Annotated in this window: 9 protein-coding genes; 7 read left to right on the top strand and 2 right to left on the bottom strand. The window is 60.4% G+C overall.

The features are described from left to right. Positions 1 to 13: 13 nt before the first annotated feature. The 7 genes from H3T92_RS08005 (at position 14) to H3T92_RS07975 (ending at position 10,970) form a co-directional block, all read left to right on the top strand. A complete protein-coding gene (locus H3T92_RS08005; RefSeq protein ID WP_015021078.1) occupies positions 14 to 622 on the top strand; it encodes an MptD family putative ECF transporter S component in 609 nt (202 codons plus the stop codon). Continuing rightward, positions 619 to 1,317, top strand: a complete 699-nt coding sequence (locus H3T92_RS08000; protein ID WP_045923762.1) for an energy-coupling factor transporter transmembrane component T — start codon at positions 619 to 621, stop codon at positions 1,315 to 1,317. Before H3T92_RS08005 ends, H3T92_RS08000 begins: the two co-directional genes overlap by 4 nt. Next, positions 1,295 to 2,746: an ABC transporter ATP-binding protein gene (locus H3T92_RS07995; RefSeq protein ID WP_198189853.1), complete on the top strand. Its 1,452-nt coding sequence runs from the start codon at positions 1,295 to 1,297 to the stop codon at positions 2,744 to 2,746. Before H3T92_RS08000 ends, H3T92_RS07995 begins: the two co-directional genes overlap by 23 nt. A gap of 164 nt (positions 2,747 to 2,910) precedes the next feature. Next, entirely contained in the window at positions 2,911 to 3,612 is a 702-nt protein-coding gene (locus H3T92_RS07990) for an ABC transporter ATP-binding protein (protein WP_198189886.1), read from the top strand. A 2-nt stretch (positions 3,613 to 3,614) separates the two neighbouring features. After that, positions 3,615 to 7,073 (top strand): FtsX-like permease family protein, encoded by a 3,459-nt coding sequence (locus H3T92_RS07985; RefSeq protein WP_198189851.1) that lies wholly within the window; start codon positions 3,615 to 3,617, stop codon positions 7,071 to 7,073. Positions 7,074 to 7,168: 95 nt separating this feature from the next. Next, positions 7,169 to 10,006, top strand: a complete 2,838-nt coding sequence (locus H3T92_RS07980; RefSeq protein ID WP_198189849.1) for an ABC transporter ATP-binding protein/permease — start codon at positions 7,169 to 7,171, stop codon at positions 10,004 to 10,006. A 121-nt stretch (positions 10,007 to 10,127) separates the two neighbouring features. Then, complete coding sequence (locus H3T92_RS07975) at positions 10,128 to 10,970, top strand: formate/nitrite transporter family protein (protein WP_232342036.1); 843 nt, start codon at positions 10,128 to 10,130, stop codon at positions 10,968 to 10,970. A 706-nt stretch (positions 10,971 to 11,676) separates the two neighbouring features. Here H3T92_RS07975 and H3T92_RS07970 read toward each other — a convergent pair. Next, positions 11,677 to 12,429 (bottom strand): tyrosine-protein phosphatase, encoded by a 753-nt coding sequence (locus H3T92_RS07970; protein ID WP_144085829.1) that lies wholly within the window; start codon positions 12,427 to 12,429, stop codon positions 11,677 to 11,679. Further along, positions 12,426 to 13,820, bottom strand: a complete 1,395-nt coding sequence (gene uhpT / locus H3T92_RS07965; protein WP_101431743.1) for a hexose-6-phosphate:phosphate antiporter — start codon at positions 13,818 to 13,820, stop codon at positions 12,426 to 12,428. The genes H3T92_RS07970 and uhpT overlap by 4 nt, the downstream gene beginning before the upstream one ends. Positions 13,821 to 14,413: the final 593 nt, after the last annotated feature.

The raw sequence follows: 14,413 nt of genomic DNA, 5'->3' as shown, positions 1-14,413 counted from the left end.
GGAGCGATCCTTTATGAAAGCACTGAAGACAAAAGACCTGGTCAACGTCGGCATTTTCACGGCCCTCTACTTCGTCAGCATGGCGGTGGGCAACTTCATCACCGTCTTCCTGGCGGGCCTGGTCATGCCCGGCCTGTCCTCCCTCTTCATCCCCGCTGTGGTGGGGCTGGTCTCCGGCCCGGTCTACATGCTGATGATCCGCCGGGTGCCCAGGTTCGGGGCCATCACCATCGTCGGCGTCATCATGGGCCTCTTCCTGCTGGTCTTCGGCCACTTCGCCCTCTCCTTCATCCCCTACGCCTTCTGCGGCCTGCTGGCTGATCTGGTTCAGTCCTCGCTCAGGGAGAGCCGTCCCAACCTGGCCCGCTACCTGAGCTACGTCATCCTCACCTTCGGCTGCACCGGCCCCGTCCTGCCTCTTTGGTTCATGAAGGATGCCTATGTGGCCAGCCTGGTGCGCCGCGGCAAGAGCCAGGAGTACATCGACGGCGTCTTCGCACCCATCACCGGAGCCACCTTCCTGGTCTGCATTCTGGCCACTCTGGTCGGCGCCCTGCTTGGGGCATGGATAGGCGCCCGGATCGTCGACCGGCATTTCAACCGGATACCCGCCAAGCAATGAGGCCCATCTCCATCTACACCAGATTCCTGCTGGTCATTTTCGCCAACGCCCTGATCTTCGTCACCCTCCCCACTCCGCTGGTCCTGGCCATCAACATCTACTTCTGCAGCTTCCAGGTCATCGTGGGCAGAGTGAGGAAGGGCCAGGCCTGGCTTCTGGTCTGTCTGGTCTTCGCCCTGGGCGCCTCCCTGGCCATGGTCTTTCCCGAGAATCTGCCGGGGCATTACCTGCTCTTCCTCTTCGTCGGCGTGGGCAGGATCCTCCCCTTGGTGCTGGTGGCGGCTTTCATGATGGGCACCACCAAGGTTTCGGAGCTGGTCTACCTGCTGCGCAAGATCCACGCCCCCCAGTGGCTGGTCATCCCCGTCAGCGTCCTCTTCCGCTTCTTCCCGACCGTCAGACACGATTATGCCCAGATCAGGCGGGCCATGAAATTCAGGGGGATCGCGGTCACCACCGGCGACATGGTCCGGCATCCGATGCGGACCATGGAGTACATCTACGTTCCCCTGCTCAACAACGCCACCAACGTGGCCTCTGACCTGACCTCGGCCGCGCTGACCAGGGGGATCGGCGACCCCGGGCCCAAGACCTCCATCCAACGGATCGCCTTCACCGGACTGGATGCGCTCATGTGCGCCCTGGGCCTGGTTCTTATGGGATGTGGAGCCTATGTTGCAATGTTCCAGGCTTAGCTTCACCTACGAGGGCGCCAGCCAGCCATCCCTCAAAGAGGTCTCCTGCCAAATGGATCAGGGCCGGCTGACTGTGGTCACCGGGCCGAGCGGTTGCGGCAAGACCACCCTGTCCAGGGTCATCAACGGCCTGATTCCCGAACTCTACGAGGGCAAGCTGGAGGGAGAGTGCCTGATCGGGGGCGAGCCCACCACGGCCCGGCCCATCTACCGGCTTTCGGAGCAGGTAGGGTCGGTCTTCCAGAATCCCAAGACCCAGTTCTTCACCACCGACGTCCGCAGCGAGCTGGCCTTCCCCCTGGAGAACACCGGGGTCCAGCCGGAGGCCATCCGGGAGCGCATAGACCAGGTGGCCGATCTCTTCGGCATCGCCCCGCTTATGGACCGGGACATTTTCTCACTGTCCGGTGGCGAGAAGCAGATGATCGCCATCGCCTCCTCCTGCATAATGGACCCGCAAATCCTGGTCCTGGACGAGCCTTCAGGCAACTTGGACGTGGAAGCGGTGGCCAGTCTGGCGCAGATTTTGGGCCGCTTGAAGGACCGGGGCCTGACCATGGTCCTGATCGAGCACCGCCTCTACTACCTGGACGGCCTGGCCGACGACTTCCTGGTCATGAATGACGGCAGGCTGACAGAGCACCTGACCCCGGCCGCCATGAGGGGACTGGATGGTCCGAGTCGCCAGGCCATGGGGCTGCGGGCCCTGGACCTGGATGCGACCGAGAATGCGAGCACACCTGCCAGGGTCATCGATGACAGGACCCCCGACTTGCTCCGGGTCAGAAATCTGACCTATGCCTACCATCACGACCAGCCTCCTGCCTTGGATGTGGACGACCTGACCCTGTCCAGCGATGACATCACCGGCATCATCGGCCGCAACGGTGCCGGCAAGAGCACCTTCGCCTCGGTCCTGACCGGACTGCTCAAGCCTGGCGACAGGTCGGAGATCAGCCTGAATGGGACGAAACAGACCGCCAGGGAGCGCGTCGAGGACTCCTACATGGTCTTTCAGGATGTCAACTACCAGCTCTTCAGCGAGACCGTGGAGGGCGAGATGCTCCTTGGAGCCAGGCGGACCGACCTCTTTGAGGAGGTGGCACGAAAGCTGGACCTGGAGCGGCTCCTGGGCCGACACCCCAACACCCTCTCCGGCGGGGAAAAGCAACGGGTGGCCATCGCGGCAGCCATACTGTCGGGCAAGCGCCTGGTGGTGCTGGACGAACCCACCAGCGGCCTGGACCTGCTCCACATGAACCAGGTGACCGGGATGATCCGCTACATGCGCTCCCTGGGGGTCATGGTGATCGTCATCTCGCACGATCAGGAGTTCCTGGCCCAGACCTGCCAGCGGTTCATCACCTTCCGCCAGGGCAGACCGGTCAGGGACAGCCGCAAACTGGGCAACCTCCTGCAAGCCCTCTGAACCTCCGAACCCTTGCAAGGTCGGCGAACATGACGCCTCCCGGCAGGCGGTTCTCCTGTGCTCCGGACCCCGCGAACGTATACAGTAGTGGGGAAAAGAGCATCAGGAGGGCGTCCCCTACGTCGGACGACCCCGCCGCACAGCCAGGGTTACGAGAGGGCATGATGGGCTATATCGACGTCATCGGAGAGACGAAACGGTATGTGACCGGCGAGACGACCATCGTGGCCAACAATGAGGTCACCTTCTCCATCGAGGAGGGCGAGCTGGTGGTCATCCTCGGCGCCTCGGGGGCGGGCAAGTCGACCGTGCTGAACATTCTGGGCGGCATGGACACCTGCAACGAGGGCCAGGTGATCGTGGACGGGAAGGACATCGCCGGCTATGACGCCCGGCAGCTGACCACCTACCGCCGCTACGACGTGGGCTTCGTCTTCCAGTTCTACAATCTGGTGGCCAACCTGACCGCCAGGGAGAACGTGGAGCTGGCCTCGGAGATCGTGGACGATGCCGCCGATCCGGTCCAGACCCTGGTCGACGTGGGCCTGGGTGACCGGATCGACAACTTCCCCGCCCAGCTTTCCGGCGGCGAGCAGCAGCGGGTGGCCATCGCCCGGGCCGTGGCCAAGAATCCCAAGATCCTGCTCTGCGACGAACCCACCGGAGCCCTGGACTACCGGACCGGCAAGCAGGTACTGCGCATCCTCCAGGATCAGTGCCGCAAGAAGGGCGCCACCGTGGTCATCGTCACCCACAACGCGGCCATCGCCCCCATCGCCGACAGGGTCATCCGCATGCACGACGCGCGGGTTCAGGCCGTGCAGACCAATGACAGCCCCGAAGACATCGAAAACGTGGAGTGGTGAGGATGCAGCCCGTCAGGAAGGTGCTCTGGCACGACATCCGGGTCTCCCTGCGCAAGTCCCTGGGGCGGTTCATCTCCATCGTCTGCCTGGTGGCGCTGGGTTCCTTCGCCCTGGTCGGGCTGAGCGTGACCGGGCCGGACATGCGGCAGGCCGGCAACGCCTACCTGTCCGACCACCATCTGGCCGACCTGATGGTCATCAGCAGCTACGGGCTGGACCAGGAGGATCGGGATGCCATCGACACCGCCCCCGGCAGCTCCGGCATCGAATACGGGTATCTGAAAGACGTGGTGCTCAAGGGCACCGACAAGAGCCTGCGTATCTACTCCGCCCCCGACAGGATCTCCACCTATGAGCTGGTCGATGGATCCATGCCCACCAGACCTGACCAGATAGCGGTCGACACGGCCCTGGCCGGGAGCCACCCCATCGGCAGCAGCATCCAGGTGGATGAGAAGGCCGACCAGCTGGGCAGGAAGGTCTTGAGGCACCACAAGCTGCGCGTGGTGGGCACGGTCAGGTCGACCGAGATCCTGAGCAAGGTCAACATGGGCCCCTCCACAGCCGGATCCGGATCCCTGGACTCCTACGCAGTGACCACGCCCAAGGCCTTCGACTCGGACGAGTACATGATCGCCCGCCTGACCTTCAAGGACCTGGACCGGATCAGGGACCACTATTCCGACCGGTACATCCAGGCCCTGCAGACCCACAAGGACGATCTGAACAGGATCCTGTCCGGACGCCCCACAGCGAGACTGAACGCCATCAAGGCCCCCCTGAAGCAGAAGCTGGACCAGGGACAGGACCAGGTGGACCGGTCCAGAGCGGAACTCGAAGGGAACCGGCAGCAGCTGGAACAGGCCAGGAAGGATCTGGACCAGGGTGCCCAGAGCATCCAGTCCGCCAAGAACCAACTGGCCGCCAAGACGGTGCAGGCCCAGGCAGCCATCGACCAGGGGCAACAGGAGGTGGATCTGAGCTCGGCTGAGCTGGCCCGAAAGCAGAAGCAGTACCAATCCTCCGCCAACCAGGTGGCCCAGGGCAGGCAGCAGGCCGATCAGGGTCAGCAGGCCATCGACCAGGGACAGGCCAAGCTTGATGGTTCCCGCCAGCAGCTGGAAGGCGGCAAGGCCCAGGCCGACCAGGCTGTAGCCCAGGCCCAGGCAGCGCAGAAGCAATGCAGGCAGGGCATTGCACAGGTCACCGGCCTCATTCAGACCATCAACGCCCAGCTGGCCGCCCCCGGGCTGACCCCCCAGCAGCAGGAGGAGCTCAACCGCCGAAAGACCGGGCTCCAGGCCCAACTGGCCGAGCTCAACCGGCAGTCGCCGCAGATCGATGCCCTGGCAGCCAAGGCCAAGGCGGGCCACGATGCCTTCATGACCAACCAGTATGCCCCCGGCATGGCCCAGGTGGCAGCCAACCAGCAGACCCTGGACGCAAAGCGCCGGGAGCTGACCCAGGCAAGAGCCAAGGTGGAGGAAGGCGAGCGCCAACTGGCCCAGGGCAAGGCCCAACTTGATCAGGGCTCAGCACAGCTGGCCCAGGGCAGAGCCAAGCTAGCCCAGGCCCGGCAGCAGCTGGCCAACAGCCGTGCCTCGGCCCAGGGGCAGATCGATCAGGCCCAAGCCACCCTGGATCAGAAAACCGCAGAATACCGGACCAAACTGGACAAGTTCAAGAGGGAGAGCCCGGACGCCCAGAAGAGAATCGACGTCGCCCAGAAGAAGCTGAACAAGGCGGCCGACCAGCTGAGCCGACTGGAAAAGCCGGTCTACGCCCTGGACTCTCGTCGTGAGGCACCCGGTTCGGAGGGCTACAAGGTCTACGCCTCCGTCTCCTTCATCGTGGACTCGCTGGCCAAGGTCTTCCCCTACTTCATGTATCTGGTGGCCGCCCTGGTCACCTTCACGACCATGACGCGCTTTGTGGACGAGGAGCGGATCAACGCCGGAACGCTCAAGGCCCTGGGCTACAGGGACCGGGATGTCATGGCCAAGTTCCTGGTCTACGGCGGAGCGGCTTCGGCCCTGGGCGCCCTCCTGGGCATCATCGCCGGCCACACCCTGCTGCCCTGGATCGTCTACCAGGCCTATGTCCACGCCTTCGACATGCCGCCCATCCACTACGGCTTCCACCTGCCCATCACCCTTCTGGCCTGCCTGCTGGCCTTCCTGAGCGCCGTGGTCCCCGCCTTCCTGAGCGCTTGGCGGGAGCTGCGCGAGAAGCCGTCGGCCCTCCTCCTGCCCAAGCCGCCCAGCGCCGGATCGAAGATCTTCCTGGAGCGCATACCCCTGATCTGGAACCGGCTCAGCTTCACCCACAAGGTCACCGCCCGGAACATCTTCCGCTACAAGCAACGGATGCTGATGACCATCTTCGGGGTCTGCGGGTCGGTGGCCCTTCTGATGGCCGGGTTCGGCGTGCAGGGATCCATTTCCGCCATCAACGAGCACCAGTTCGGCCAGGTGATCCGCTACGACCTGATCGCCGCCGAGAACAGCCAGGCCACATCCGACCAGCGCCAATCCATCAAAAAACGGCTGGAAAAGCCCGATGTGAGCCGTTCCCTGAACGTGCGCTACGAGGAGATGAGCAAGACAGCCGGCCACAACGCCGACAAGCAGTCCATCACCATGATCGCGCCGGCCAGCGCCGAACATCTGGACGACTTCATCCGCATGGACACCCGGTCCGGGCACAAGCCCCTGAGTCTCAAGGGCGACGGCGTGATCCTCTCCGAGCGGATCGCCCAGCTGACAGGGACCAAGGTCGGCGACAGGATAACCCTGCAGGATTCAGGCGGCAGGGACAGGACCATGCGGGTGGACGGCATCTGCGAGATGTACCTGGGACACTTCGTCTTCATGAGCCCATCGGTCTACAGGACCGTCTTCCACCAGGACTTCTCACCCAACGCCCACCTGGTCACCTTCAAGGACCCCAGCGCGGAGAACACCAGAAGGCAGGCCGCCTCCTTCATGCGGATCGACGGGATCCAGGGGGTGGTGCAGAACACGACCCTGATGAGCCAGATCGACACCGTGGTCAGATCCCTGAACATGATCATGCAGGTGCTGATCATCGTGGCCACCCTGCTGGCCCTGGTCATCCTCTACAACCTGACCAACCTGAACGTGGAGGAGCGGATCCGCGAGCTGAGCACCATCAAGGTGCTGGGCTTCTACGACCGCGAGGTGACCATGTACATCTACCGGGAAACCATCCTTCTTTCAGCTATCGGCGTCCTGGCCGGGTACGGATTCGGAGCCTGGCTGCACCACTACATCATCACCACCGTCCCGCCGGACAACGTCCTCTTTGACCCATCCATCAGCTGGGTGGCCTTCGTCGTGCCCCTGGTCATGATCACGGTCATCACGGCCGGCCTGGGCTGGATGGTCAACAACAAGCTCAAGCATGTGGACATGCTGGAGGCCCTCAAGTCGGTGGACTAGACCATATCGGCATTTACCCATGCTGATGGCGTAAGCTGGCACTCCAAGAGTCCATAAGTCCATGCCATTGAGAATCCAGAAAGCGGAGGACGACGGTGCTGCAGATCGAACACATCTCCAAACAGTACAAAACGGGGGACTTCGTCCAGCAGGCCTTGAATGATGTCAGCGTCAACCTGCGCGACAACGAGTTCGTGGCCATCCTGGGCCCCTCCGGCTCCGGCAAGACCACCCTGCTCAACATCATCGGCGGGCTGGACCGCTATGACCAGGGCGACCTGATCATCAACGGCACCTCCACAAAGAAATACAAGGACAGGGACTGGGACTCCTATCGCAACCACACCGTGGGATTCGTCTTCCAGAGCTACAACCTGATCCCCCACCAGAGCATCCTGTCCAACGTGGAGCTGGCCCTGACCATCTCGGGCGTGCATCGGCAGGAGCGGCGCGAACGGGCCAGGCAGGCCCTGGAGCAGGTGGGACTGGGCCAGCACGTGAACAAGCGGCCCAACCAGCTCTCGGGCGGGCAGATGCAGCGGGTGGCCATCGCCAGGGCCCTGGTCAACAACCCTCGCATCCTCCTGGCCGACGAGCCCACCGGAGCCCTGGACTCCGAGACCTCCATCCAGATCATGGACCTGCTCAAGGAGGTGGCCCAGGACCGGCTGGTGGTCATGGTCACCCACAACCCCGAGCTGGCCCACCAGTACGCCACCAGGATCGTGGAGCTGCACGACGGCTCGGTCATCAGCGACTCCGACCCCCTGCCCGACGACCAGGTGCCCATCCGCCGGGCCCGCCACCGCACCTTCGGCAAGGCCTCCATGGGGCTGCTGACCTCCCTGTCGCTGAGCTTCAACAATCTTCGGACCAAGAAGGCCCGGACTGCCCTGACATCCTTCGCTGGGTCCATAGGCATCATCGGCATCGCCCTGATCCTGTCGGTGTCCACCGGGGTCAACCGCTACATCGACAGAATACAGCGGGAGACCATGACCTCCTACCCCATCACCATTCAGGAGCAGTCCTTCGACCTGAACAAAATAGTGGACTCTGCCCAGGAAACCCAGAAAGAGGCCAAGGCCCACAAGGATCTCAAGGCCATTCAACCGGACGACTCCAGCGTCAAGGGGGCCTCCAGCCTGACCAGCAGCATCACCCAGAACAACCTGACAGACTTCAAAAAATACTTGGACAATCCCAAGAGTGAAATCCACCAGTACGTAGGGTCCGTGGGCATCCAATACTCCTACGCCACCAAGTTCTCGGTCTTCGGGCACGATCCGGACGGCAAGCTGGTCTCTGCGGATAAGGTGACCATGGGCGGGCAGGACGATGCCAGCTCCACCGCCAGCCAGATGGCCACAGCCAACACCGACAGCGACATGGGCGATATCCAGTCCATGCAGATGTCCTACCTGACCGGCAAGACCGAGAAGAACAAGGCCCCGGAGATTTTCGGCGAGATCATGCCGGGGGCCGATGCCAAGACCACCATCAGCAAGGTGGTGACCGACAACTACCAGGTGGTGAACGGCACCTGGCCCAAGGCCAAGGATCAGGTGGTCCTGGTGCTGGACAAGAACAACCAGATGCCCGTCACCAGCCTCTACAAGCTGGGCATCCTCCCCTCCAGCCAGTACACCGACATGATGAACAAGCTCAACAGCGGCCAGGAGGTCAAGGTAGACACCAAGCCCATCGAATACGCCAAGGCCATGGACCAGAAACTCTCCCTGGTGCCCGCTGCTGACCAGTATGCCAAGGGGACCGACGGCCACTACCACTACATCGGCGACAACACCGACCAGATGACCAAGGCCGCCGACCAGGGCCTGCAGCTGCACATCGTCGGCATCGTCCGCCCCAACCAGGGGGCCAAGGCCACGCCACTCAAGGTCGGCGTCGGGTATACCCGCCAGCTGACCGACTACCTGATTGACCAGGCCAAGACCAGCCCCATCGTCACCGACCAGGAGGCTGACCAGGGCCACAGCGTCCTCAACGGGATGGCCTTCGCCCCTGCCGACGATGCCGCCAAGGCCAACGACGCCAAGGCCTACATCGCATCCCTGGGCGTCAGCCAGAAGGCCAGCATGGCCCAGGAGATCATGAAGGGCTCGGCAGCCATGGCCGGCCAGGACGGCCAAGGTCTGGGTCAGGGCCGGGCCGGAGCCGCTGCGAGAGCCCAAGGTTCTGCGGGGATCCCCACGGGGGCCTCTGCCGAACAGCAGACGGCCCAGGCCTTCGACCAGTACATCGCCACCGCCCCGCAGGACGCCCTGGTCGCCATCTACAACCAGTATGTCTCCACCGGCACCTACGCCGACAACCTGAGCGACTTCGGCCTGATCTCCCGGGACGCCCCCTCCCGCATCAGCATCTACACGGACAGCTTCGAGAACAAGAATTCCGTGGGCGACTCCATCAAGCACTACAACGACAAGGCTGCGGAGAAGAACCGGATCGTCTATACCGACTACGTGGGCCTGATGATGAATTCAGTCACCACCATCATCAACGTCATCACCTACGTGCTGATAGCCTTCGTCGGGGTCTCGCTGGTGGTCTCCTCCATCATGATCGGCATCATCACCTACATATCGGTTCTGGAGCGAACCAAGGAGATCGGCATCCTGCGCGCCATGGGCGCCTCCAAGCGCAACGTCTCCAACGTCTTCAACGCCGAGACCGGCCTCATCGGACTTCTGGCGGGCCTGCTGGGAGTGGGCATCACCCTGCTGCTGATCATTCCGGCCAACAGCATCATGCACCACTTCATGGGGACCACTGAGGTCAACGCCGCCCTGCCCGCCTCGGGCGGGATAGCCCTGGTCATTCTGAGCGTGGTCCTGACCCTGATCGGCGGCCTGATCCCCTCGCGGAAGGCGGCCAAGCAGGATCCCGCCACCGCCCTGCGCACCGAGTGAGGCTGAGCGGCACTGGGTGGCACTGGCAAAGAAGTGAATTCCCGCACAGTCGGGCCTTGGGGGCGGTCCCTCTTTACTCGGGAATGCCATAATGAACCCCGTGAATGAGCAATCCAATCAGATGACAGATCAACAGAAACGGCAGCCCCTCTTCCCCGGGCGGGCCTTCATCAGCACCGTCCTGGACGTGGTCGAGAGCAAGAAGACCATGAGCGGCGCACTGACCGGCAAGTACATGCAACGAGCCACCATGGCCGGCCTCTTTGTGGGTATCTTCTTCACGGCCTACTTCGTCATCATGGGCCAGGCCGGCCAGAACCCCGCAGACCACGGGCTGATCCTGGCGGGCCGGGTCCTGGCGGCGACCACCTTCGGCTGGGCCCTGGTCCTGATCTACTACACCAACTCCGAACTGCTGACCTCCAACATGATGGTGGTCACCATAGGCGCCTATCACAAGCGCCTGGGCTGGCTGGCCTCCCTGCGGATCCTGGTCCTCTGCCTTCTGGGCAATCTGGCCGGAGCCCTGATCGTGGCCGTCATCCTGCGCTTCTCATCCATCGTCAGCGGCCCGACCCTGGACCAGATGCTGGCGGCCGCGGCGACCAAGACCGGCTATGTCTCCGGCGGTCCCATGGGCTTCGCTGACCTGTTCGTGCGCGGCATCCTGTGCAACTTCTGCATCAACATCGCCATGCTTATGGTCTACAACGGCAAGCTTTCCAACGACTTCACCAAGTGCATCATCATGGTCGTGGCCGTCTTCGTCTTCGCCTTCTGCGGGTTCGAGCACTCGATAGCGGATTCGGCCCTCTTCCTCATCCTGGGTGTCTTCGGGCGGGTCAACGCCTGGAAGGCGATCCTGGTAGTCCTGGTGGCCATGCTGGGCAACTACATAGGCGGCGGCATCCTGATCGGCCTGAACTTCGCCACCATGAACGACGAGCGCCGGTTCAAGGCCTGACTAACCTTCCCGCCTGCTGCCGTCCGCCGCTCATCAGAAACCGCATACGTGCTTACGAGCCTGCGCAAAGACACCTACTCATGAAGAATCTCGAATGTCTATATACAGGCAGAAAGCGAAGGTTCATGATGAGCGAGACTGAGACGGCAGCGAGCAAGTCCCTGGTGTAGGAGTTCTACGACCAGGTCTTCAGCCGGGGAGATACCAGTAATATCGACATGTTCATGCGAAACGACTACATCCAGCACAACCTGGAAGACGTACAGTCCCGTAACGGCAACGGCATCTTCTGACCCCAGCGACATAAGAAAGGGCGTAAACAGACCGGGCAGGGAGACAACTGCCGCCGCTCCAGGACATGGATATCTCTTTTAAGTTGTGTCCAAAATCCTCCTAGATCATCCAGACACCTGCAGCGTTGATATGGTCAGCCAAGACTGATCCAGCTGCTTCCATACTGTTTTGCTGACCATATAATCGCAGTCTACGCGGCAATCCGTCTGTGTGAAAGAAACCCGCGCCCGCATTCATGGCCGTCTTCACAATGGCCCGGGCCTCCCGGTCGTCTGGTGATCAACATTGACCGACCAGAGCCACACGGGAGGCCCGAAATCACCACCGTCCCAGACTTATGTATGCACGATGCCCTCCTTACAATTGGCACTCAAGCCCGATTGCCTGTCCGCACCTATTTGGTCTTGTCCGGTTACTCAAGCAGGTTGCGACGCAGGGCCTCCACCTGGTCTGGCCCGAACCCTAGGGCCTGATGTGCATAGGCGAAGACATCACCATAGGCATCAATCATGAGCTGGCGGGCGTAGATCAGATATTCCTTCTTGACATAAAGCGCGACCGCCAGTGCATCCAACGAATCCTGGTCGAAGCCCTTGGCGCGGAATTGGTCCAGCAGCTGATTGTTGGCCGCGACCCTTTCTTGGTTGGTCTTCAGATAGTCCGCGAATATCTGGTCGTCGTCCACCTCCAGCAGCCAGAGCACCAGGGCCGCGGCGAACCCGGTCCTGTCCTTGCCGGCAAAGCAGTGGAAGAGAGTAGCCCCCTGTGTGTTGCCCACGACGATGCGCAGGAAGCGCCCAAAACCTTTCTGAGCGCCTGGATTCAGGACCATATCGTGGTAGGTGCCCAGCATATGGTCATTGACCCGATCGACCGAACCTATTGAGGCGAAGTCGTCCAAGCTGGTATTACGGGCACCGATCATACCCAGCAGATCGATGTTGGTAAAAGTGATGCCTTCGATTGAGTCGTCAGGACTCTCCTGTATCTCGAAGGGCCTACGGAAGTCCACGACCTCCGTCACCCGGTAACGGTTAACCAAATCCCTCTTGGTCTCCTCGTCCAGGCCGACCAGCTGCCCGGACCGGATGAACTTGTGCTGGCGGACCCGGCGGCCGTGGATGGTCCGCATGCCACCCAGATCCCGGAAATTGGTGATGTTCATCGACGACCTCCTCTAATACGTTTCTCTTCCATCAAGGCCACTAGACCCAAAAGCACAACTGCACAGACAATGGCGATATACAGCACAATAAAAGTGTCGTTCCAACCATGCAGCACATGCCCGAGCACGGTCAGCCCATCGGACGAGGAATCTGCGATTTTAGCCAGCAGGACCTTGGCGGTGGAATCACCGAACAGATATGCGAATGCACCGACCATGCCGCCGGACAGCACATTTGCTCGCTTTGGAATTTGATTGAGCATGGAGATATTGATCAGCATCTGGGGTCCGAAAATGAACATACCCAAAAAGAACAGCGAAATATAAATGACCACAGGGGTGCGGCCCAGCTGGTAGCCTGCCATTCCGAGCGGCAGGCAGATGGCGCAAAGCGTGGATACAAGGGCGGGCCTGCCACCCAGGAAGTCAGACACCACGCCCCAGAGAAGGCATCCAATCAAAGCACCCATCTCGAAATAGAAGATGGTCCGTGCACCGACCTGATTGCTGAAATGCAGCTGCTCAGTCACGCGCAAAGGCGCCCAGTTGTCGATGCCGATGCGGATCAGATAGACGAAAACGTTGCTGACGCAAAGCACCCAAACCCAAGGGTTGGAAAGCAGGTACCGGCGGAAAATCTGCCAAGTGGTATCGTCATGCGACTCTTCGTCTTCCTGCTTGACAGGCTCATCGAAGATCTTCTCTGACGGTTCCCACCCGAGATCCTCGGGACGGTTCTTGCCGACAAGGAAGCACATAATTGCCACCAGAAGCGCCACTACACCCGGGATGATAAACATCCCGGCTACCTTTCCGCCAAAGAAAGTTTGGGCACACCAGATGGCGAATACTCCAGCCAAGCCACCGCCTATATTGTGAGAAGCGTTCCAGACACCCAAATATCGGCCATATGTCGTCTTCGTCGTCCAGTTAGAAATCACTGTGGCGCAACTAGGGCCTCCGGCGCACTGAAAGACCCCATTCAAGGCCCATAGAACGATCAACCACCCCATAGGTACATGACTCAGGGTGAACAGGAAACCGATGCAGATGACCACAATAGACGAGCAGAAAAGCATAATAGATGCAATCTTCTTGTTGTCTTTGCCCGTGACCAGATAACCCACAACGATTTTTCCGATCCCATAGACAACAGAGAAAACAAAACCAATTACGCCCAACTGCTGGGTCGTAATGCCCAGCTGCTGTTTCATCAAAGGTTGCGCCGCTTTAAAATTATTACGAACAAGGTACATAGTAATGTACAGAATGATGACCATCAGATACGGTTTCATGAACTCACGGAACCAGAGATGTCGTTGTTCGGCTACCGGTATGGTAGCTTTCGGCACATGTTTGTCCAAATGGATATCGAATATCCTGTCAGCCATCTAATACCTCCCTGTATATGGTGGACAATAGCTGACATTTTACTTATTTGCTTCAACGTTTTATGTATTGACACACAAGGGTTCTTAGACGGTATCAGGGTATATTAAAAATACAGTTCGTTGATAATTTTCATTAAATGCACCAAGCACTTCATCTGTAATAAATACATCAATGATTAGTGTGCAGCGTGGCAACTGCTGAGCTAATCCCGATCAGCGGCGTAAGCCTCCGTTAACGGCTTCTACAGTAACGGATGAGTCAGAATGTCATTAGAGTGCCCGACATAAGTTTCACTATTGTTGTCTAATCTGTTATGAGAATATGAGTCCATATCCGTAGTACTGGCCTACATGTGTTTCTTGGCTGTACCACACCATAAAGCGTGCTGATATTGCTGCAGTAGAGGTCTTAGATGTAGAGGTACAGTTTGCTGATAGAGACCGTTTTGTCGGGAGTATGAGCAGACATAAAGTAAAGGCCTCTGGTGACTTGTGTCATCAGAGGCCTTTCAATGTGTTGTGGCGGCGGTGTGCTACTCTCCCACACTCTTCCGGGTGCAGTACCATTGCCGTGCTGGGTCTTAGCTTCCGGG

It is taken from the genome of Bifidobacterium sp. W8112 (assembly GCF_016101425.1).
Classification (GTDB): Bacteria; Actinomycetota; Actinomycetes; order Actinomycetales; family Bifidobacteriaceae; genus Bombiscardovia; species Bombiscardovia apousia.
The sequence above is the reverse complement of the archived record's forward strand: the minus strand, read 5'-3'. Positions and strand labels throughout refer to the sequence as shown.

Excerpts from the sequence above, each read along its gene's own strand:
- H3T92_RS08005 (WP_015021078.1), top strand. The coding sequence starts at position 14 with ATGAAAGCACTGAAGACAAAAGACCTGGTCAACGTCGGCATTTTCACG.
- H3T92_RS08000 (WP_045923762.1), top strand. The coding sequence starts at position 619 with ATGAGGCCCATCTCCATCTACACCAGATTCCTGCTGGTCATTTTCGCC.
- uhpT (WP_101431743.1), bottom strand. The coding sequence starts at position 13,820 with ATGGCTGACAGGATATTCGATATCCATTTGGACAAACATGTGCCGAAA.
- H3T92_RS07985 (WP_198189851.1), top strand. The coding sequence starts at position 3,615 with ATGCAGCCCGTCAGGAAGGTGCTCTGGCACGACATCCGGGTCTCCCTG.
- H3T92_RS07990 (WP_198189886.1), top strand. The coding sequence starts at position 2,911 with ATGGGCTATATCGACGTCATCGGAGAGACGAAACGGTATGTGACCGGC.
- H3T92_RS07995 (WP_198189853.1), top strand. The coding sequence starts at position 1,295 with ATGTTGCAATGTTCCAGGCTTAGCTTCACCTACGAGGGCGCCAGCCAG.
- H3T92_RS07970 (WP_144085829.1), bottom strand. The coding sequence starts at position 12,429 with ATGAACATCACCAATTTCCGGGATCTGGGTGGCATGCGGACCATCCAC.
- H3T92_RS07975 (WP_232342036.1), top strand. The coding sequence starts at position 10,128 with ATGACAGATCAACAGAAACGGCAGCCCCTCTTCCCCGGGCGGGCCTTC.